The organism is Ignatzschineria sp. PL_is040, from assembly GCF_055813795.1.
In genome coordinates this window covers 1-21,215 of record NZ_JBVPGU010000006.1, presented here as the reverse complement: position 1 = coordinate 21,215, position 21,215 = coordinate 1, and the positions used below count along the sequence as shown (strand labels likewise).

Annotated in this window: 16 protein-coding genes and 2 tRNA genes; 9 read left to right on the top strand and 9 right to left on the bottom strand. The window is 40.9% G+C overall.

Features of this window, described 5'->3' with window-relative positions:
- Window positions 1-60: 60 nt before the first annotated feature.
- Window positions 61-996: a cysteine synthase A gene (gene cysK / locus AC0SAP_RS07770; protein ID WP_473383771.1), complete on the top strand. Its 936-nt coding sequence runs from the start codon at window positions 61-63 to the stop codon at window positions 994-996.
- Between the two features lie 140 nt (window positions 997-1,136).
- On the opposite strand, the gene AC0SAP_RS07765 is transcribed toward cysK, so the two are convergent.
- Window positions 1,137-1,784 (bottom strand): MarC family NAAT transporter, encoded by a 648-nt coding sequence (locus AC0SAP_RS07765; RefSeq protein ID WP_473383770.1) that lies wholly within the window; start codon window positions 1,782-1,784, stop codon window positions 1,137-1,139.
- A 146-nt stretch (window positions 1,785-1,930) separates the two neighbouring features.
- Here AC0SAP_RS07765 and AC0SAP_RS07760 point away from each other — a divergent pair, with 146 nt between their 5' ends.
- The 3 genes from AC0SAP_RS07760 to AC0SAP_RS07750 all read left to right on the top strand — a co-directional run bounded on the left by AC0SAP_RS07760 (window position 1,931) and on the right by AC0SAP_RS07750 (window position 4,535).
- Entirely contained in the window at window positions 1,931-2,587 is a 657-nt protein-coding gene (locus AC0SAP_RS07760; protein WP_473383768.1) for an IS1595 family transposase, read from the top strand.
- 98 nt (window positions 2,588-2,685) lie between these two features.
- Window positions 2,686-2,784, top strand: coding sequence for an integrase core domain-containing protein (locus AC0SAP_RS07755; RefSeq protein ID WP_353623233.1), 99 nt, complete (start codon window positions 2,686-2,688; stop codon window positions 2,782-2,784).
- A 275-nt stretch (window positions 2,785-3,059) separates the two neighbouring features.
- A complete protein-coding gene (locus AC0SAP_RS07750) occupies window positions 3,060-4,535 on the top strand; it encodes a SulP family inorganic anion transporter (RefSeq protein WP_473383766.1) in 1,476 nt (491 codons plus the stop codon).
- Between the two features lie 386 nt (window positions 4,536-4,921).
- Here AC0SAP_RS07750 and AC0SAP_RS07745 read toward each other — a convergent pair whose 3' ends face one another.
- The 7 genes from AC0SAP_RS07745 to pyk form a co-directional block, all read right to left on the bottom strand.
- The gene (locus AC0SAP_RS07745) at window positions 4,922-7,993 is read right to left on the bottom strand and encodes a type I restriction endonuclease subunit R (protein WP_473383765.1); all 3,072 of its coding nucleotides are present in this window, start codon (window positions 7,991-7,993) and stop codon (window positions 4,922-4,924) included.
- 17 nt (window positions 7,994-8,010) lie between these two features.
- The gene (locus AC0SAP_RS07740; RefSeq protein WP_473383763.1) at window positions 8,011-8,931 is read right to left on the bottom strand and encodes a hypothetical protein; all 921 of its coding nucleotides are present in this window, start codon (window positions 8,929-8,931) and stop codon (window positions 8,011-8,013) included.
- Between the two features lie 9 nt (window positions 8,932-8,940).
- The gene (locus AC0SAP_RS07735) at window positions 8,941-10,140 is read right to left on the bottom strand and encodes a restriction endonuclease subunit S (protein ID WP_473383762.1); all 1,200 of its coding nucleotides are present in this window, start codon (window positions 10,138-10,140) and stop codon (window positions 8,941-8,943) included.
- 1 nt (window position 10,141) lies between these two features.
- Window positions 10,142-11,740: a type I restriction-modification system subunit M gene (locus AC0SAP_RS07730; protein WP_473383761.1), complete on the bottom strand. Its 1,599-nt coding sequence runs from the start codon at window positions 11,738-11,740 to the stop codon at window positions 10,142-10,144.
- 169 nt (window positions 11,741-11,909) lie between these two features.
- Window positions 11,910-11,999, bottom strand: a tRNA-Ser gene (locus tag AC0SAP_RS07725).
- 295 nt (window positions 12,000-12,294) lie between these two features.
- Window positions 12,295-12,384, bottom strand: a tRNA-Ser gene (locus tag AC0SAP_RS07720).
- 80 nt (window positions 12,385-12,464) lie between these two features.
- Window positions 12,465-13,904: a pyruvate kinase gene (gene pyk, locus AC0SAP_RS07715; protein WP_473383760.1), complete on the bottom strand. Its 1,440-nt coding sequence runs from the start codon at window positions 13,902-13,904 to the stop codon at window positions 12,465-12,467.
- A gap of 276 nt (window positions 13,905-14,180) precedes the next feature.
- Between pyk and hemN the strand changes: the two genes are divergently transcribed.
- The 5 genes from hemN to nfo all read left to right on the top strand — a co-directional run bounded on the left by hemN (window position 14,181) and on the right by nfo (window position 20,156).
- Entirely contained in the window at window positions 14,181-15,557 is a 1,377-nt protein-coding gene (gene hemN, locus AC0SAP_RS07710; protein WP_473383758.1) for an oxygen-independent coproporphyrinogen III oxidase, read from the top strand.
- Between the two features lie 1,002 nt (window positions 15,558-16,559).
- Window positions 16,560-16,916 (top strand): DUF485 domain-containing protein, encoded by a 357-nt coding sequence (locus AC0SAP_RS07705; protein WP_473383757.1) that lies wholly within the window; start codon window positions 16,560-16,562, stop codon window positions 16,914-16,916.
- Window positions 16,900-18,588 carry a cation acetate symporter gene (locus AC0SAP_RS07700; RefSeq protein ID WP_473383756.1) on the top strand — a complete coding sequence of 563 codons (1,689 nt, stop codon included), beginning with the start codon at window positions 16,900-16,902 and terminating at the stop codon, window positions 18,586-18,588. The genes AC0SAP_RS07705 and AC0SAP_RS07700 overlap by 17 nt, the downstream gene beginning before the upstream one ends.
- Window positions 18,589-18,722: 134 nt before the next feature.
- On the top strand, window positions 18,723-19,232 hold the full coding sequence (locus AC0SAP_RS07695; RefSeq protein ID WP_473383754.1) for a GNAT family N-acetyltransferase: 510 nt from the start codon (window positions 18,723-18,725) through the stop codon (window positions 19,230-19,232).
- Window positions 19,233-19,310: 78 nt separating this feature from the next.
- The gene (gene nfo / locus AC0SAP_RS07690; RefSeq protein ID WP_473383753.1) at window positions 19,311-20,156 is read left to right on the top strand and encodes a deoxyribonuclease IV; all 846 of its coding nucleotides are present in this window, start codon (window positions 19,311-19,313) and stop codon (window positions 20,154-20,156) included.
- A gap of 838 nt (window positions 20,157-20,994) precedes the next feature.
- Here nfo and AC0SAP_RS07685 read toward each other — a convergent pair.
- A complete protein-coding gene (locus AC0SAP_RS07685) occupies window positions 20,995-21,132 on the bottom strand; it encodes a hypothetical protein (protein WP_473383752.1) in 138 nt (45 codons plus the stop codon).
- Window positions 21,133-21,215 lie beyond the last annotated feature (83 nt).

Sequence of the window (21,215 nt, the reverse complement as noted above, 5' to 3'; positions counted from 1 at the left end):
GCAATCTGCATCTACAAGCACCTTATAAGCAACCATTGATTGTCTCAAGGAGAAGAGAAGATGACAAAAATTTATGAAAGTTTAACCGATCTTATCGGCCATACCCCCCTTTTAGCACTCAATCGTTTTTCAAAATCGAAAGGTATTAAAACGCCACTCATTGGAAAACTAGAGTATCTCAATCCTGCCGGAAGCGTTAAAGATCGTATCGCTTATGCTATGATCGACACCGCAGAAAAAGCAGGTATCTTGAAACCGGGATCGGTGATTATTGAACCCACCAGCGGAAATACCGGCATTGGACTCGCTTCTGTTGCCGCCGCTAAAGGGTATCGTATCATCTTAACAATGCCGGAAACAATGAGTATTGAGCGTCGCAATCTTCTAAAAGCTTACGGTGCTGAGTTGGTATTAACAGAAGGTGTTAAAGGAATGAAGGGCGCCATTGCCAAAGCAGATGAGCTTGCAGAAGAGATTGAGGGCGGCGTCATCTTAGGGCAATTTGTCAACCCAGCAAATCCACAAGTTCACGAAGAGACAACCGGTCCTGAAATTTGGAACGATACCGATGGTCAGGTCGATATTGTCATTGCCGGCATCGGCACGGGCGGAACAATCACCGGTCTTGGGCGCTATCTTAAAAAGCAGAATCCTGCGATTCAAGTGATTGCCGTAGAGCCAGAATCTTCTCCTGTCCTCTCTAAAGGGGAAGCAGGTCCTCATAAAATCCAAGGTATTGGTGCCGGCTTTATCCCCGAAACACTCGATACCGCAATCTATGATGAAGTGATCACTATCACCGATAGCGGTGCTTTTGAATTAGCAAAAGAGGTCGCCGCGACAGAAGGGCTATTGATCGGAATTTCAGCAAGTGCCGCTATTAAAGCAGCGGTAGAAGTCGCAAATCGCCCAGGAAATGAGGGTAAAAAGATTGTAGTGATTCTTCCCGATAGCGGTGAAAAATATCTTTCAACACCGCTCTTTGAAAAGGAATAATCATCCCCATATTAGAATGACGGTATTTTATTCCTCCTTTAAATACCTACTTACTTTCGCCTAGTCAGATGACTAGGCTTTTTTTATTTTCGCAAGTAGAAAAATGGGAGCATAGCAGAGGAAGTTTGATATCCTCAATCCTACCCCTGATATTGATGAATAATCGCCAAAATACCATTAATCACAAATTGCACACCCATACAGACAAGAAGGAAGCCCATCAGTCGCGAGATCGCCTCAATCCCTTTCTCCCCTAATACGCGCATAATGGTCGATGCACTACGAAGGCCGATCCAGAGGAGCATCGCGATCAAGAAACACACAATCGGGGGCGCAATTAGATAGACAAACTCAGAAATATGGCTACTAGTATGGAAGGTGGAGCCGGTACTAATCACTAAGGCAATGGTGCCGGGTCCTGCCGTTGCCGGCATCGCTAATGGAACAAAACTGATACTACTACTCTTACCTGCCGACTCTACCGTCTCATCTCCCTGCTTTGCCGGAGGGAAAAGCATCATAAAGCCGATAAAAGCAACAATCATACCGCCGGCAATCTGCAAGCCGGGGATCGAAATTCCAAACACACTCATAATAAAGTGCCCAAGATACCAAGTAGTCAGAAGAATCACTAAAGTATAGAAAGCACTCTGAGAAGCGGTCTTCTTCCGCTCTTCAATCGACATTCGACTCGATAACCCAAGATACATCGCAATAGCGGTGAGGGGATTGGCTAAAGGGAGTAGCATCATCACTCCGATAGAGACCACTTTGATCAACTCAATCATATAACTCCTTCATACTCTTTAAAAAAATCGATCAGAAAATTTGATCTAACGCGCTTTAATCTGCCTCAAGGATACCATCTCGCTCCTGAAGAAAAGAAAAAGTTAGGGGCTGTCCTAGATAATGCATTTTAAGGTATTATTTAGGTATGAGAAAAAGTAGATTAAGCCAGTATAAACAAGATCGTTTAATTGAACATTTTGTTGCAGGTACAACGGCAAGATGTGCCTCTGAATTGGTACAAGTTAATAAGAATACTTCAGCATACTATTTTCATCGCTTACGTTTGATTATTTATGAGCATCAAAAGCAATTTGAAAGCACGCTTTTCGAAGGAAAAATTGAAGTTGATGAATCTTATTTCGGAGGTTCTCGTAAAGGCAAAAGAGGTCGTGGTGCTGGAGGTAAAACACCTGTTTTTGGTCTACTAAAACGCGGAGGAATGGTCTATGCAAAGATTATTCCTAATGCTAAATCTGAAACATTAATTCCTATTATTGAGAAAAAAGTTATCCCTGATAGCATCGTTTATAGTGATTCATTTAAAAGCTACAATGCGCTGGATGTGAGTGAATTTAAACACTATCGAATAAACCATAGTGAATTGTTTGCAGAATCTCATAATCACACTAATGGAGTTGAAAATTTCTGGAATCAAGCTAAGAGACATATGAGAAAATTTAATGGCATTCCCAAAGACCATTTTGAGTTATATTTAAAGGGATGTGAGTGGCGTTTTAACAACAGTGGTTATCAAAACCAGCTAAAGCAGTTAAAACGCCTTATTAGAGCGTTGATGGGTTAGTTAACTCGGACAACCCCTTATTTTAAACAGGAAGTGTAAACAATGCTCCCTTTTCTTACACCTAAAGAATGAGAACTTACAAAACTAACTAGGGTCTGTTGAACATTCATAGTTGGGCTTGGATGTTAAGTTATAACGAAGAAAGACCTCATGAATCACTGGGAAATTTACCTCCCAGTGAATTTAAAAACAATTAACCGAAAAAGTCTCTAGTTATGAACTGTGCGCTTGACGGTAAGCTTACGAATTGCACATATAGGAAATGCTCATTTATGGGTATTTTCTTTTTGATTGTAGTAGCTTATGAAAAAAATTGTTATCATTAGCCAACTTTAATGAAACCACTTTGAATATTTATAATGATTACTCCACCTTGATTGAATAGCACTCTACTTTAATCCGATATTGATCGGTTTTTATGATGAATAGAATATTCATCATGTTTTTCTGTGAATTCAAAAAAGGTTTAATCATGTCTACAGCGATTAGAAATCAATGGTTTTCGAATGTTCGAGGAGATCTTCTTTCAGGCTTAGTGGTAGCACTTGCGCTTATTCCAGAGGCGATTGCCTTCTCGATTATTGCGGGAGTTGATCCTCAGATTGGAATTTTCACTTCAATCACGATGTTAATTGTGATTGCTTTTGCCGGTGGACGGCCTGGGATGATCTCCGCAGCAACTGGTGCCATGGCGCTGCTGATGGTGACGCTTGTTAAAGAGCATGGACTTGAGTATCTTTTTGCGGCAACTATTTTGACAGGCTTTTTTCAATTAATAGCAGGTTACTTAAAACTTGGCTCATTAATGCGATTTGTGCCTAATTCTGTGGTGACGGGATTTGTGAATGCGCTTGCAATACTGATCTTTATGGCGCAATTGCCTGAGCTGACCAATGTGAATTGGTATGTTTATCTTTTAGTGGGGTGTGGTTTAGGAATTATCTATCTTTTCCCATATATTCCTGTGATTGGGCGAATCCTACCATCACCACTCATTTGCATCATTATTCTAACCATTATTGTGTTCATATTGGGCTTAGATCTTCGTACCGTGGGAGATATGGGGCAATTGTCAAATACGTTACCTTCACTTTTAATTCCGAATGTGCCATTTAATCTAGAGACATTAATGATTATTTTGCCCTATGCTATCTCCTTAACGATTGTGGGCTTATTAGAGTCGATGATGACAGGTGCCATTGTCGATGAGCTAACGGGGACGGCGAGTAATAAAAACCGTGAATGTAAAGGGCAGGGCATTGCCAATATGGTGACAGGATTCTTTGGTGGAATGGCAGGTTGTGGGATGATTGGTCAATCGATTATCAATATCAAATCTGGTGGTTCATCACGTCTTTCGACATTTGCGGCAGGTATTTATCTTCTTTTGATGATTCTCTTCTTAACCGATCTTATCCGCATTATTCCAATGGCAGCTTTAGTTGCAGTCATGATTATGGTTTCGATAGGGACTTTTAGTTGGCGCTCCATTATTCAGATTCCTAAAATGCCCATTTTTACCAATGTTGTGATGTTATTGACAGTTGCCGTTGTTGTCTATACTCATAACCTTGCTTATGGTGTGATTATTGGGGTGATTCTCTCAATGATCTTCTTTGCCTATAAAGTTGAAAAGGTTTTGAATATTGGGGCTAATACAACGTTAGAAAATGGGTGCAGAACTTATATCATTAACGGAGAAGTTTTTTTCAGTTCAGCAGAGAAATTTATTAACGCGTTTAATTTTAATGAGTTGGTCAAAGAGGTGATTATCGATGTGCGAAATGCTCATTTTTGGGATATGACTGCGATTATCACTCTCGATAAGGTGATTATGCGATTTATTCACTCAGGCGCAACGGTTAAGGTGATAGGGCTTAATCCAGAGAGTGCGAAGTTGATAGCATCTCATACAACGCACGATCTGACGATTTTTACTGAGAACTAAGCTCGGCTTCTCGCAAAAGCGGATGCTTCCCTGACGAGTTCTAAAGATGGACGAACGCCAGTGTAAAGCACAAACTGTTCTCAAGCTTGAATAACAGCGACATCTGCACCACGAATACTCGCTTTATTAAGGCTTTGGGCAAGTTGAATCATCGGGGTTCAACGGGTAGTGCAACAACATCAAAGATAATCGCAGCAGTGCGGATATTGTTTTCAGTAAAGGCAAGATCGTTCACTTCTTCTCTACCTTGCATGCCAATTGGTGTGACATTAATGAGCATCATCTCATTTTCAGTATCGAGCGCAGATTAATCAGGGCTATATGCGTAGTGATAAAGATCAGCTAGAGCGCGCCCGCAACAGCTTTTGCAGAGTGGTCAAAAATACCTACCCCACCCTCAACGGCAATAGATCTTCTGTAATCATCTTGGTATAAGCCTCTTTCACTGTTCGCCAGTAGCGGAGTTTACTGACGGGATTTTCTGTTTGGGCTTTATATTGCTCGAAGTTAGCACTGTTTTTTAAAGCTTCTTCACCCGGCTGTTTTTCTAGGTCGGGATCAAAGCTTGCCACCATATATCTCAAATCATTGGGATTGAGTGCCCACTTTTTCGCGAAATCTTCAACTAATAGATCCGTTTTTTCATCGATCTTTTGAGAAACAAGATCTTGAACCCGCTTACCTCGGAACTCTGCCGGCATTGTCTTAATCTCACCCCATAAGTGCGACATAATATTGGCAAGCTGTGGATTCTCCTCTCTCAATGTTTCCACATAATCATCAATTTCATGATCCGATATCGCTTCAGCATGCTCTCTTTCTGGTGCATCCTCTTTTGGAATAAATTTCTGGATAAGCGCCATAATATAGTGATAATCGATCTCTTCTATCCGATAGGTTTGTAAGTCGTATTCAATATCGAGAGGCTCTACTTCTTCATCTGTTTCACGATTCTCTCGAAGCTCTTCTAACACATTGACATAGACGCCGTGATACTCCTCAATCTCTTTAAAACTGATAGGAAAAAGGCTCCCCATCATTTCAGGTTTGAAATCAAAATAGACCATCGCTGAATTCAAAGAGCTATCGAGCTTCTGGAATGCCCGAGCAAAATCTCGCTTCTCCTCCAAGTTCAAAGAGGCAATCTCTTCTGGCGTTCTAGCAATTAAACGAAGCATCTCAATCGCTTCTATCAAAACTTGCTTTGCCTCCTCCCATATCGGCGCTAAAACATAGTTCTCCCCACCATTAGAGTAGAGAAAAAGCGCTTCATTCACCTTCTGTTTAAAATATTTAGGCGTTTGAAAGGTTACAATTTGTCCATACCGCTTATTCTTATCAAAGAGCCGATTCGTTCGTGAAAACGCTTGGATAATATCGTGAGGTTTCATCGGAGGACGATCAATAAAAAGAGTTGAAATACAAGGGGCATCAAATCCTGTCAGAAGGCGATCAACCACAATAATAAGATCGATCTGCTCGCTTCTTTTCTGGTAGCGCGTCTGCTTCCTAGCCAATCTAGCATTTACATTTTGGTTATAGGCTCTAATCGTCTCTAAGGTGAAGTTTGTGTTGTAGCACTTGTTATAATCTTGCAAGGCTTCTTTCATCTTCTCCTGATTTTCAATAGAGCTCTCTTCATTCTCGGAGATCGAATAAGTAATAGCGACTTTGGGGAAATCCGGCAATATTTGGCGAACCCGAGAACTCACTTTAATATCTTCATTGCCGGCAATAACGCTTTTAAGCAGATCATAATAAGTCTGTGCAATCGCAATACTTGGAACAGTGAGTATGGCACCATAAGCTCGCCCAACTCCTCCTTCTGTCGTAAAACCTAGCTTCTCACGAGACTGATTCACGATAAAATCGATAACGCCTAAATAATGTTCTTTTGTTTCATACGCTTCTCTTGGGATCAATTTCTCACGCTCGATTTCACCTAAAGCTTCATAATCTTTATCAGGGTAAAGTTGCTCAATAATCCGCCGCTGTTCAACATCATCAAAGGTGTGTTTATACTCCACCTGAAACCCAAGTACGGCACCATCATTAATCGCCTCTTTTACCGTGTAAGCATGCAATCGTTCACCATAGAGTTCTTCAGTTGTTCTTGGGAGGTTTCCTAACGAGGCTCGCTGATTCTCTTTAAAAATAGGTGTTCCTGTAAAGCCATACCAAAGAGAGTGGTGAAAATAGCTCTCTAGCTCTCGCTTCTTCTCTGGCGTTACCGCACGATGGCATTCATCAACAATAAATGCTAAACGTTGTGCTTTAATCTTCGCATACCGCTTTTTAGTCCGTTCACCGACTTCAGGATTATCGGTACTTTGATCCATTCTACGCATCAAATGATTGAGCTTTTGAATCGTTGTCACAACCACAGTACGATCATCACTTGCAAGCTTCTGAATAAGATCATTCACATTCGCAGTATCATCGATTGATACAGGATCATACTCGGCATAGGAGGTAAATGAACTTGTCGTTTGCTGATCTAAATCGACTCTATCTACGATAAAAATTGTCTTGTCAATCACCGGGATATGGAGCAGATTACAGGCGACTTTATACGATGTTAAGGTCTTACCTGATCCTGTGGTGTGCCAGACATAGCCTGACTTTTGTTGAAAAGAGGCTCTTTTAACGGCTTCAATGGCATGAATTTGATAAGGTCTTAATAAAATTAAAGCCTCTCTATCCTTATCCGTTACTGAATATTGCATCACCATACGATGTGCTGCCGGAATCGAGAGAACATCCTCAGCAAATTGAATATAATCATTGACCGGTTTATTCTGCGCAGTGACCCATTTACTCAAAAATTTTGAATTAAGTTTTTCAAACTGAGCAGCGGCAATATAGCGGGTTTCTGAAGCATTACTTACGACAAACATCTGTAAAGTGGAGTAGATGCCGGTAAAATGCCCCTCTTTAAGATACTTTTTAATCTGCCGAAAACCATCCATAAAAGGATATTGTCGATTTTTCAATTCGATATGAATCATCGGCAAACCATTAATTAAGAGGGTTACATCAAAGATACGATTACGCTCAATCTCGGATTTTTTATCCGCACCAAATTGATTGACCACTTCATAAACCGTCTTACCGCCGGCAACATGATCTCGATAGATAACATTTAACCGAATCGTTCCTAGAGAGGCATCCTCTCTTCTTACCTCAACTTTTGCGATACCATTCTCACCGGCAAGCCATTTTGCCGCATCAAAAAAATTGGCAAACTGTAGCTGATTTTTAACTTGGTTAAACTCACTTTCAGTTAGAAAATTCCCATCTAATATTGCGAGATTATTCTGCTGTAATATCTTTCGGAAATTTTCCCAAAGCGAAGCCTCGTCTGTTAAATCCGACCGATAAGTCCATTGTGATTCGCCAGATATCAACTGCGCAATTAATCGATCTTCTATCTCTCTTTCACTGGTAAATCGCTTCACTTTTTATCCATCCTCTTTTATAACCGCTGCTTAATCACACTCAAGATATATTCCAACTGCTCGGTATTTTTCAGAATAATTTCATAATCTCCATTTCCATAATGACCGATATGACTCACATCACGGAAAATATGCTTAGGCTCATCTAATGTTCCCCAAACTGCATTGATATAGAGTTTTAATGCTCTCTTTTGAATCTCAATATCCACAATATTGCCTTTATCTTTTTTAAATGCCGCATAAAACTTGGTATAAACCAATTGCAGTTCATTATCGAGATTTAAAATGGCCTGTTTAAACCTCTCATAAAGCTCAATAGTTTTTTCCGAACCTCTTTGGTAAAAAGTATCCTCATCGTACACAACAATCTCTTTGGTGATATTGGCTAAAGGCGCATTTTCACCTTTTTGGGGTGCCGTAGATTGTGGCAATGCCGGCGCACTTTTAGAACGCTCGACAAAATTTACGGTTAATAGATCATTTTTATAACGCTTAAACTCAATCAGTTCGATGCCTAAATTCTTAAAATTGGTGGCATTTTTTTGATAATCGGTAAAAGCATTGGCAACAAAAAGAATCCGGCTCTGGCTCCAATCCACATCACTGCGCTTTAGCGTTTTCCCAAGATTTTGCTCGTTATATTCAACAATTAAGCTATCCCGATACTCCAGCAAAGCATTGAGGTAGGAAACGCCCTGATCCACAACGCTCTGATTTTTATCGCGCTTATACTCAATCACCACAAATGCTTGTTTCTCATGATCAAATGCTAAGGTATCGAAACGAAATTGCTTGAGCGGAAATTCTGATTTCACCAATGTTAAGCCGGTCAGCAGGGATAAATGAGTTTCAAAGAGTTGCTGCATCTCTTTTTCAAGCTGAAAGGGCTGCTCTTTAATCGCCTCTAAATGAGAAGCACTGATTTTATAGATATCCATTTCGCCCCTTTATACAAACATGCGCTGAAGCATTGCTTTTTTCAGCTGTTGATAAGTGACGAGTTTCTGCGCTTGCTGTTCGATCTTTTGGTCGAGCTTTTGAAAGAAATTGCCGATGGCAGTTTGTTCTTCTTTATTAGGTACCAATAATTCGAATCCTTTTACATCCGATGAGTTGATAGAATCAAAGGTTGACCCACTACTAAATTTCTCCCAAGACTTTAAAATATTTGCAAACTCTAATGAATAATAAATAAAACTATTACCATTAATTCCCGCAACTCCTCGCCCTAAAACAACATCATAATCAGTGAGAGCAAGAGCCCCTACTGGTGCTCTTACAGTTAAAATTATGTCCCCTTTATCTGCCCTTTTCGTTAACTGAGTAGTATAAATTCTTGGAACAACTTTTCCATTTTGTAGATCAGCATTACCCTGTACTAATATATAATCTGAAGGATTATCAGTATAATTCACACTATCTGGTGATTGTCCCATTGTGACTTTGGCTATATCTCCTAAATATTTCTCCTCCCAATCTCCGCTAAATCCGGCAAAGCGCACACGCGGAACTTTTTCCCCTTTTTGTGGAAACATCTTTTGCAACATCGATTGTTTATAAGCGCGCGCCGTATCGAGTGCCTTTTGTTGTAGCTCAATCACCTGATCGATCTTTTGGAAAAATTCACCGATTTGGGTTTGTTCTTTGTAAGAAGGACTATAAATATTTATTCCCATAAATGCAGTATTACTGATATTTAACAGCCCATCCATTCTTGCGCCTGAAGTTATTAATTTACCTAACTCCTGATCTGTTTTCTTCGTAGCAAAAAGATATTCTATATATAAACTACTAACATTTTTTTTAACCTTAAAACTATGATAAACCCGTGGAACTAATGCTTCTTCATAATTTTTTAAAGAAAATACGACACCATACTTGGCTAATTTAGAATTTCCTTTGTTATAAGAAAGCTCCTCTTTTCTCAAGAGAGTATAATTTTTTAACTCCTTTCCTGCTATCACCTGAGAAAACCTATCTTTTTGATCCATCCACCCTTGCCCAGCAGATATGGTCAATACAGGTAAATTTTTTCGTCCATCATTACCAGATATAGAAGTCACTAAATCATGCAACTTTGAATTTTGCCACTCACCCTCAAATCCTTTAAACCGAATTTGAGGAATATTCATTTTATCCTTCGCCATCTTATTCCCCTTTTAGTGCTGCTTTAAAGGCGGTCAGCTCGGTTTCGGCTTCGGCAGTTGTGCCGGTTAGCTCATCGAGCATGGCCAAGAGTTCTTGCTCGGCGCTTTGCAGTTCGCTATTGATGGCTAAAAGATCGGCGGAGATATCGGCAAGTGGAATCTCCGGCTCCGGCTCAAAAGTATCCACATATCGCGGGATATTGAGGTTGAACTCATTTTCGACAATCTCCTCAAAACTTGCCACATAACTATATTTATCAATCGTTTTACGCTCCACATAGGTTTGTAAAATCGTGTTGATATGTTCGGCAGTGAGAATATTTTGCGTGCGCACTTTTTCAAACTCGTTTGAGGCATCAATAAAGAGTACATCCCGCTTGGTATAATCTTTTTTAAGGATAATAATCGTTGTGGGAATGGAGGTATTAAAAAAGATATTCGCCGGCAAACCAATCACGGCATAGATATGGCCATTTTCTAATAGCGTTTGGCGAATCTTCGCTTCTGCACCACCACGGAACAGAACACCATGCGGCAAGACAATCGCCATTGTGCCGGAAGATTTCAAGTGATAGAAACCATGCAAAAGAAAGGCAAAATCCGCCCGTGATTTGGGTGCTAAAACACCATAATCCATAAAGCGAGGATCATCTAAAAACCCCTTTGCCGCACTCCATTTTGCTGAGTAAGGTGGGTTCATTAAGACGGCATCAAAGTTTGTCGGCTCATCTACCGGCCAATCATCTGATAAGGTATCGCCATTGTTGAGGTTTTGATTCGCAATCGGCACATTATGAAGCATCATATTCATACGTGCTAAGTTGTAGGTTGAGGTATTAATCTCTTGCCCAAAATAGCGGATTGTTTCGGGTTCCTCCGTCTCTTTTTTAACATTCAACATCAAGGAGCCCGATCCCATCGTTGGGTCATAAACAGTAAAACCTTTCTGCTTCTCCTTCCCTTGGAGAACAATCTTTGTCATCAGACTTGAAACAGGTTGTGGCGTATAGAACTCCCCGGCATTCTTACCAGAATCGGAGGCAAACTGCCCTATAAGATACTCATAAGCATCCCCTAAAACATCGCCATCATGCGCTCCTAAGTTAATGCCGGCAAGCCCCTTCATCACATTGGAGATTGTTTCATTCTGCTTCTGCGGAGATGATCCTAATTTTCGAGCATAGAGATCTATATCTTCAAAGAGATTATTAAATGCCGTATTAGATTGCTCAATATCCCTAAATCCTTGTGCTAAATCCTCTAACTGAAATTGATTCGTATGAACATCTTCGATCAGCTTAGTGAATGTTAATTCCGGCTTTAAAACATACGAGAACTGGTCATAAAGCGCCGAGATAAGATCTTCTTTTAATTCAGGATCATGGTAAGCACTTGTGTAGATCTCCTGCGCCTGTGTTAGGTTTTCTGCCGTCTCTTCTAAGAGCTCAACGGCATAATTGAGTAAATTATCAGAAAGATATTTATAAAAAATAATCCCTAAAAGATAATTCTTATACTCATTTGCATCCATTTTCGAGCGTAAAATATCGGCACACGCCCAGAGTGCACTATAAAGCGATTTAGAATTTTGTTCTGACATAGTATACGATCCAATAATTTGGGAATTTAATTATTAGATCATAGCAGAATCGAAGAAAAATGGCTCAAAGCGCGTCATTAATCAGAGGGATAGACTCTTCACTCAACTTTCAAAAGACAACAAAAAACCCTTGCAACTCAAAGAGTTAAACAAGGGTTTTTGACATATCTGGCGGAGGCGGTGGGATTCGAACTCACGAACGGTTTAACCCGTTGCCGGTTTTCAAGACCGGTGCCTTCAACCACTCGGCCACGCCTCCATTTATGTAAGAGTGCTATTATAATGAAAAGTTAAAACTCTGCAACTGTTTTCTTGCATAAATATCTACATAAAACTTTATCTCTCCTTCATTAACTATTTGACTTCTCTATCCTAGAGAAACTTATAGAGAAACTTTTTATAATTTATCGCGAAGTAATAACAAGACACATTCTGCATCAAGTCGCGTAGGTTTTAATGTCGGTGGTCCCGTCGGTGCCCCATTAGATATGATCTCATTAAGTAATTTATTGCAGATATAAAAAACCCTTAGCATCTGCTAAGGGTTTCTAATATGGCGGAGGTGGTGGGATTCGAACTCACGAACGGTTTAACCCGTTGCCGGTTTTCAAGACCGGTGCCTTCAACCACTCGGCCACACCTCCATAGGTAAGAATGAATATTATAATGAAAAGTTATGACTTCGCAACCTATTTTTCATTCTCACTACTTTTTTGACCGCTAATTAATCAATCGTCACAATACGAAGACAGTTTGTACCACCTTGTTGGAAATTGAAAGAACCGAAGGTGACTAAGATACGATCCCCTGATTCCACCGCATTTTCTGCTTTTAAGACGTTCACCACTTGACGTTGAATCTCATCATCGGGAGAAGGTTTAAAATCATAGAATATTGGGGTTACACCACGGCAAATCGTCAAACGTCCACAGGTATCTTGATTACGGGTAATACCATAAATCGGTAGATCCGTCGTAATGCGACTCATCAAGAGTGCCGTAGTCCCTGTCTCCGTTAAACATGCAACCGCTTTAATATCGAAGTGATTGGCTAAAACGATTGAAGACATTGCAATCGCTTCATCAGTACGCTCAAACTTAAAAGGTTCTTCTCTTAATGAGTACCCACCCTGCAAACCTTGTGCATACTCAACTTCACTCTCTGCGCCTCGACAGATCTCTGACATCGCCCGAACTGTTCTAACGGGATATTTCCCAACAGCTGTTTCTGCAGAGAGCATAACGGCATCTGTTCCATCAAGCACGGAGTTGGCAACGTCCATTACTTCTGCTCGAGTCGGCGATTGATGTTCAATCATCGATTCCATCATCTGTGTTGCTGTAATCACTGCCTTATCAAGCTGACGCGCACGTTTAATAAAACGTTTCTGAACCCCAACGAGTTTCGCATCTCCGATCTCAACACCAAGATCTCCACGCGCAATCATAATGGCATCAGAGGCTTCAATGATCTCATCAATATTCTCTAATGCTTCTGTTCGCTCAATCTTTGCAACAATACCTGCTTTAGAGTTTGCGGCTTTTAACAGCTCACGCGCCTCTAAGATATCAGCGGCAGTTTTAGGGAAAGAGACAGCGATAAAATCTGTATTAAAACCTGCGGCACAAATGAGATCTTCTTTATCTTTCTCAGTTAATGCTGCAGCAGAGAGTCCGCCCCCTTTTAAGTTAACCCCTTTTCGATTTGAAAGAGGTCCGGCAACAACTACTTTAGTCTGAATCTCTGTCTCTGTAACGCCTGTTACATCTACAATAATATTGCCATCATCTAATAGGAGAGTATCGCCAATCTTCACATCATTAACCAACTCTTTATAAGCGATACCAACACGCTCATTATTGCCGGCATCTTCATCTAATTGGGTATCGAGTACAAAGACCTGCCCCTCTTCGAGCTCAACCTTCCCTTCAACAAAATTCTCAATACGAATTTTAGGCCCTTGAAGGTCCGATAAGATCCCCACACGAACACCTAATTTATCAGCGATTTCTCGTACCGCTTCGGCTCGTGCCTTATGTTCTTCATGCTCACCATGAGAGAAGTTGAGACGAACAATGTTAACCCCTGCTTTAATAATTCCCTCAAGAACTCCAGGTTTATCCGTTGCAGGACCTAATGTAGCTACAATTTTGGTACGGCGCATCTTAATGACTCCTCTTATGACCATAAAAAACAGATTGATACAGGGAGAGACTCCCTAATAAAAGTATACCGCTAATTAGATCACTTCGCTCAAGAAATCGGGAGAAAAGCATCATCATCCGTTCCTTTACGTTATAATGAAGCTAAAATTATGAGTTAAAAGCCATAAAAACATCACTAAATACTGGGTGAGCAAGATCATCAGGCTATTTTAATGAGATCTTCACCCTTCATAAATCTTCGAGCAGAAGCTTATCATTAGAGAATATAGAGCATTATGACAAATAAAATATTTAATGAAGCCCTCATCGCGAAATACGATAAAGCGGGTCCTCGCTACACCTCTTACCCTACTGCGGTTCAATTTACCGAAGAGTTTGGGAGCAAAGAGTATCAACAGGCGGCAGCTGAATCTAATGCTAGAAAAAATCCGCTCTCTCTCTACTTCCATATCCCCTTTTGTGCAACAATCTGTTTCTACTGCGGATGTAATAAGATTATCACCAATAATCGTAAGCGCTCACAACCCTATCTCGATCGTCTCTTTAAGGAGATGGAGATGCAAGGAGAGCTCTTTAGTAATCGTGCACCCGTAAAACAACTCCATTGGGGCGGTGGTACACCGACATTCCTCTCTCACGATGAGATGCGTTCATTGATGGAGAAGACCAGAGAAGAGTTTAATCTCCTCTCTGACGATGAAGCTGAGATCTCCATAGAGGTCGACCCACGTGAAGCAGATGCGGATACCGTTCGCTTCTTGCGCTCTATCGGTTTTAATCGCTTAAGTATGGGAGTACAAGATTTTGATGAGAAGGTTCAGGTCGCGGTCAACCGTATTCAACCGAAAGAGATTACGATAGAAACTTTAACCGCCGCACGCGAGTCAGGTTTTAATTCAATCTCTCTCGATCTCATCTATGGCCTTCCTTTCCAAACGGTCGATAGTTTCAATCGGACACTCGAAGAGGTGATTGAACTTTCACCTGATCGGCTCTCTGTCTTCAACTACGCACATATGCCCCATCTCTTTAAGACACAAAAGCAGATGAATCCTGAAGATATGCCATCCCCTCAAGAGAAATTACTCATCTTAAAACAGGTGATTGAGCGCTTAACGGATGCAGGATATGTCTATATCGGTATGGATCACTTTGCCAAACCGACAGATCAATTAGCCATTGCCCAAAAAGAGGGGTTACTCTACCGTAACTTCCAAGGTTACAGTACCCATTCAGATTGTGATCTTGTTGGAATGGGTATCTCTTCGATCTCTCAAATTGGCGATATCTATGCGCAAAATGCCAAAATTATGCCGCAATATGAAGCGATGATCGATCGTGGTGAGCTTCCCATTATGCGTGGAGTAAAACTGACGCAAGATGATATGATTCGCCGCCATGTGATTACAGAGATTATGTGTAACCTTAAATTGGATCTCGATAAAGTGAGTGAAGATTTAGGTATTGATGCACGAGAATACTTCAAAGATGATCTTCCTGAACTCAATGCAATGCAGGATGATGGGCTCATTATTATCGATAATGATCGCTACTATGTACAGGATGCTGGTCGTCTCTTAATCCGTAACATCGGAATGGTTTTTGATGCTTATCTACGTAAAAATGATAATCGCTTCTCACGCGTTATCTAAAATATAAACCTAAACCGAAGATCGACAAAAGATAAATCACAGAAAAATCAGTAAGTTAAATAATATTGTATCGGGCATTAACTTCTCTCTAATTGAGGAGTTAGTGCCCGATTTTTATTTCTGAGTTGCTATAAAAAAAAAGCTGTGATAGCTTTAACTCATCCACCCTAGGAGAACAAATGTGCGCATAGAGATCCAAAAAGGACGGAGCAGCACAGGCAGGAGACAGTATATAGGTGTTAGCAGGCGATTGGGTAGATCGATCTAAGTAATTATTAATTATCGGAAAGATCTTCCCCATCGCTATGCTAAATCTGATAACCAGACGCTTGCAATAAGAGGGATTCTCATAGAGTAGAACGGTAAGAGTGACACAGAGTAAGATCACAATTTGCAACTGAGAAAGGAGACTCCATCGAATCGATATCTCCCCCTCACTTTCTCAATAGAGAGATTGAATGAGGCAAAATAAGAAACGTTCGCAAAGAGTGATCAGCAGCTACTGAAACCTTTTTAAAATCAAAAAAAGATTTAATGAAAAATCTAGGTTAAGACACTAGATCAAAGTTTATTAAAAACTTATTAAAAGCTAGTTAAGGATTAAAACTTGATTATAAAAACCCTTAGCAAGAGAAGAAAAGAGGAAGTAGCAGCGAAGAAGAGGAGGAGCGATCACATGAATGATCTTCCCCTAAAAGTTGTAACCGAATGTTCCTTTACAGATTTCAAATAATAGATGGCTGAGATTAGGTCGATGATCTAATATCTCGCCTTTAATGGATCATGGAGTATTGAATTCATCGCAGAGAAAATCGATTACAAACAGAGCAATGCGGATAAAAATATCAATCAGAACAGCGATAAACAATCAATACAACAAAACTAGATTGAACTGAGTTGAGTTGAGTTGAGTTGAAATAAATTAAATTAAATTAAATTAAATTAACAATTTGAAGTAACCGTTTTTAATACCATCACTATCTACAATACGAGGAGGATATTATGTCCAATTCAAATCAGGATAATACGCAACGCGATTATGATGCAATGACCATCGCGATTAGTAAAAATCCTAAATTCTATGACGTAGTCAGAAGAAAACAGACCTTTAGTTTAACGCTACTGGCACTCACTCTAGGACTCTATATCCTATTGATGCTTGCCGTTGCATTTGCACCTAACTTTGTAGGAATGCCTATCTCCAAAAATTCTGTAACCACATGGGGAATTCTAGCAGGTTTCTTCCTGATTATCTGGACAACGATTTTAACGGGGCTCTATACCAGCCGTACCAATAAAGTCTATGATCCACTGACTGAAAACTTAATTAAGGAGGCGGCAGATGAAACGCTTAAATAGATCATTAACAGCTAGCGCGATTCTATTATCGCCGCTTCTCAGCAGTGCTTTTGCACAACAAGCAGGCGAGAAGAATTGGACAGCAATCATTATGTTCTTTGTCTTTGTTATTGCAACGCTCTGGATCACTTTCTGGGCAGCTAATAAGACAAAGTCAGCTTCCGACTTCTATACTGCCGGCGGTGGCCTTTCAGGATTCCAAAATGGTTTAGCTATAGCAGGGGATTATCTCTCATCTGCATCCTTCTTAGGAATTTCCGCGATGGTATTTACCTCGGGATATGATGGGTTAATCTATTCTTTTGGATTCTTTATCGGATGGCCGGTTATTCTCTTCCTTATGGCTGAGAGATTCCGTAACTTAGGTCGCTTTACCTTTGCTGATGTGACGGCATATCGCCTTAAACAACGCCCTATCCGTATTCTTGCCGCTTTCTCAACTATGGCAATCGTTCTGCTCTACCTCATTGCGCAGATGGTAGGTGCCGGTAAATTGATCGAATTACTCTTCGGTTTAAGCTATGGCTTTGCGGTAATGATCGTTGGGGTCTTGATGGTGATGTATGTTCTCTTTGGAGGAATGCTCGCAACCACTTGGGTACAGATGATCAAAGCGGTATTAATTCTCTTCGGTGCAACGGTGATGTCTGCTGTTGTACTCTACTGGTCTGGTTTTGATCTTGGTACACTCTTTAAACATGCTGTTGAAAAGAGCCCCAATGGTATCAATATTATGAAACCCGGTCTTCAATTCCCTAACCCTATTGATGCGATCTCATTAGGAATTGGTCTTATGTTTGGTACTGCCGGTCTTCCTCACATCTTAATGCGTTTCTTCACTGTTAAAGATGCAAAAGAAGCACGTAAATCAGTTCTCTATGCGACAACCTTTATCGGTTACTTCTATCTCTTAATGTTCATCATCGGTTTTGGTGCAATCGTCTATGTTATGGGTGTGCCGGAGTATATGAGCGGTGACTCATTAATTGGTGGCAATAACATGGCAGCAATTCATCTTTCACATGCTGTTGGTGGTAACCTCTTCTTAGGCTTTATGTCCGCAGTAACCTTCGCAACCTTAGTTGCAGTTGTTGCGGGATTGACCTTATCAGGCGCATCAGCTATTAGCCATGATATCTATGCTAATGTAATCATGAAAGGGAAGCCTGTGATGAAGACTGAGTTGAAGATCTCTCGCTATACCACGATTGCATTAGGTATTATCGCAATCTTATTAGGGATCCTCTTTGAGAACCAAAACGTTGCTTTCGTCGTAGGGCTTGCATTCTCAATCGGAGCTTCAGCAAACTTCCCTCTCCTCTTCCTCTCAATGTACTGGAAAAAACTCTCAACACGTGGTGCAGTTATTGGTGGTGCGGCAGGTTTAGCATCTGCAGTGATTATCATTATCTTAGGTCCTGAGGTTTGGGGTAAAGTCTTAGGGAATGGCGATGGAATTATCCCTTACAACAACCCTGCACTCTTCTCTATTCCTATTGCATTTATTGTCACAATGATTGTATCGCTCAATGACAATTCAGCAGAAGCAAAAGCAGAAAGAGCAGTATTTAGTACCCAATATGTACGTTCACAAGTAGGGGGAGAAGGTATTGCTGAAGCGATTCAACAGTATCGTCAAGTTAACCATCCTGACTTTAATAAGAAGTCATAACAATAAGAACTCTCTAGTAAAAGAGTCATCTTGCGAGTAAAATAGAATTCGTTCGATCTTACTCGACTCTCATAGAAGCACTTCGAAAGAGGTGCTTTTTTTTATCTCATTTATAAACAACAGGAAGAGGACTGATGTCTACAGATACAAAACCGACCGCCGACATAATCGAGCCTACAGAGATGAACCGGATCGATCCTAACTCTATTCTGATTCGCCCCTTAAGTCGCCCTGAAGATTTCCACTCTCTTATTCAGATTTGGTTAGATGCCTCTATTGAAGCTCATCACTTTATTCCAGAATCTTACTGGCGCTCTAAAGCGAAGGATGTCTGCAATATTTATCTCCCTGCTGCAGATACCTATATGGCGATTATTGAACGTGAAATTGTCGGGTTTTATGCCTACTATCAACATCGATTAGCGGCTCTATTTGTTGAGCCTAAAATGCAACATCGAGGCATTGGTTCAACCCTACTTGAAGATGCCAAAAATCGATTCTCTCCTCTAGAAGCACGAGTCTATAAGAGAAATAGTGATGCCGTTCAATTCTATCTTCACCATGGTTTTTTAATCCAAAAAGAGGAGATAGATACTGAAACTAAAGAACCGGAACTGATCATTACCTATAATCCCAGAGATTGAGGAATTAAATCGGGCAAATACCCCTTTTCGGCTCATTTTTTCGTACAATAGAGAAGAATTTTTAGAAGAGGATTAAGTATGACATATTATATTGGAGCACATGTCAGTGCTGCCGGAGGCGTTCAAAATAGCGTCAAAAACGCTCATGAAATTGGTGCAAATGCTTTTGCCCTTTTTACAAAAAATAATCGCCGCTGGGAAGGTCCCCCACTAAAAAAAGGGGATATCGACAACTATAAACGTTTTCTAGAAGTCTACCACTACTCACCTAAACATATATTGCCCCATGCGAGTTACCTGATTAATCCGGGGCACCATGATCCAGAGCAACTTGAAAAATCACGAAATGCTCTCTTAGATGAATTCCAACGTTGTGAACAATTAGGAATTGAGCTCATCAACTTTCATCCTGGCAGTCACCTTAATAAGATGAGTGAAAAAGAATGTTTAGCGACCATTGCTGAATCGATCAATATTGTTCTTGATCAGACAAAAGGGGTCACAGCTGTTATTGAAAATACAGCAGGCCAAGGGACTAATCTAGGTTTTGATTTTGAACATATTGCTCAAATTATTGAAGATGTCGAGGATAAGAGTCGAGTCGGCGTCTGTATCGATACATGCCATGCCTTTGCCGCAGGCTATGAGCTTCGTACTGAAGAAGGATGTGATGAGACCTTTACTCAGTTTGATAAAATTATTGGTTTCGATTATCTAAGAGCACTCCACCTCAATGATTCAAAAGGAGCCTTTGCAAGCCGTGTTGACCGACATCATAGTTTAGGCCAAGGAGAGATAGGAGAAACCCCTTTCCGCTATATCATGCAAGATGATCGCTTTCGTAATATGCCACTCATTTTAGAAACCATCGAGCCGGCGATCTGGAAAGAAGAGATTGCATGGTTAAGATCATTGGAAAAATAGATCAAAGTGCTACGAAAAAGTCTCTCAATAAAATTCGTTAACTATAATGCATTCACTTCAAAGCCTACATCGGATCATTTCCATGTAGGTTTTTTTACTACCTACACAAAGCAAGTCACTCATCGAAGGGCATCAAAGATACCGACCGGCGGGCATGCACCGGTAAAAAGAGCGATACAGTCGGCTCCCGCCGATCCACAGATCTTCTTAAGAATCATCAAAATGATTCATTGAAACAACAGAGGCTGTTGCGTTGCCGGTCCTCACTATCGCGTTCTTCCAGAAATCACGTGCCGGCAAGGGGCATTAAAAATGCCCAAACTGCGGGCATGCACTAGTAATAAGAATGAAGTAGTGGGTTCCCGCCACTCCACGAATCCTCTTAAGAATCATCAAAATGATTCATTGAAACAATAGAGGCTGTTGCGTTGCCGGGTCTTACTATCGCGTTCTTCCAGATACTGCGTGCCGGCAAAAGGCATTGAAAATGCCCAAACTGCGGGCATGCACTAGTAATAAGAATGAAATCACCCCGGCATCATAGATGCCGATTGGCGGGCATGCACCGGCAAAAAGAGCGATATAGTCGGCTCCCGCCGCTCAACAAGCCCTCTTATAGATTCAAACCCTGAAACAAACAGAGGCTGATGAGGTGCCGGAACTCACCATCCCATTTTTCCATCAATATCATGCCGGCAATGGACATCGAAGTTACCAAACTGCGGGCATGCACCGGTTAAAAGAACGAAATAGTCAGTTCCCGCAGCTCCTGAACCTTCTTAAGAATCATAAAAATGATTCATTGAAACAACAGAGGCTGTTGCGTTGCCGGTCCTCACTATCGCGTTCTTCCAGAAATCACGTGCCGGCAAGAGGCATCAAAGATGCCGGCCAGCGGGCATGCACCGGCAAAAAGAGCGATATAGTCGGTTCCCGCAGCTCCACGAACTTTCTTAAGAATAAAAAATCCAGACAAAGAAAAAGCTCCTAGCTAATTAGCTAGGAGCTCTTAATGAAGCCCTGGGGTTGACCTACTCTCACATGGGATCTCCCACACTA

Excerpts from the sequence above, each read along its gene's own strand:
- AC0SAP_RS07760 (WP_473383768.1), top strand. The coding sequence starts at position 1,931 with ATGAGAAAAAGTAGATTAAGCCAGTATAAACAAGATCGTTTAATTGAA.
- AC0SAP_RS07730 (WP_473383761.1), bottom strand. The coding sequence starts at position 11,740 with ATGTCAGAACAAAATTCTAAATCGCTTTATAGTGCACTCTGGGCGTGT.
- AC0SAP_RS07765 (WP_473383770.1), bottom strand. The coding sequence starts at position 1,784 with ATGATTGAGTTGATCAAAGTGGTCTCTATCGGAGTGATGATGCTACTC.
- AC0SAP_RS07735 (WP_473383762.1), bottom strand. The coding sequence starts at position 10,140 with ATGGCGAAGGATAAAATGAATATTCCTCAAATTCGGTTTAAAGGATTT.
- nfo (WP_473383753.1), top strand. The coding sequence starts at position 19,311 with ATGACATATTATATTGGAGCACATGTCAGTGCTGCCGGAGGCGTTCAA.
- hemN (WP_473383758.1), top strand. The coding sequence starts at position 14,181 with ATGACAAATAAAATATTTAATGAAGCCCTCATCGCGAAATACGATAAA.
- AC0SAP_RS07705 (WP_473383757.1), top strand. The coding sequence starts at position 16,560 with ATGTCCAATTCAAATCAGGATAATACGCAACGCGATTATGATGCAATG.
- AC0SAP_RS07695 (WP_473383754.1), top strand. The coding sequence starts at position 18,723 with ATGTCTACAGATACAAAACCGACCGCCGACATAATCGAGCCTACAGAG.
- AC0SAP_RS07700 (WP_473383756.1), top strand. The coding sequence starts at position 16,900 with ATGAAACGCTTAAATAGATCATTAACAGCTAGCGCGATTCTATTATCG.
- AC0SAP_RS07740 (WP_473383763.1), bottom strand. The coding sequence starts at position 8,931 with ATGGATATCTATAAAATCAGTGCTTCTCATTTAGAGGCGATTAAAGAG.
- pyk (WP_473383760.1), bottom strand. The coding sequence starts at position 13,904 with ATGCGCCGTACCAAAATTGTAGCTACATTAGGTCCTGCAACGGATAAA.
- AC0SAP_RS07750 (WP_473383766.1), top strand. The coding sequence starts at position 3,060 with ATGTCTACAGCGATTAGAAATCAATGGTTTTCGAATGTTCGAGGAGAT.
- cysK (WP_473383771.1), top strand. The coding sequence starts at position 61 with ATGACAAAAATTTATGAAAGTTTAACCGATCTTATCGGCCATACCCCC.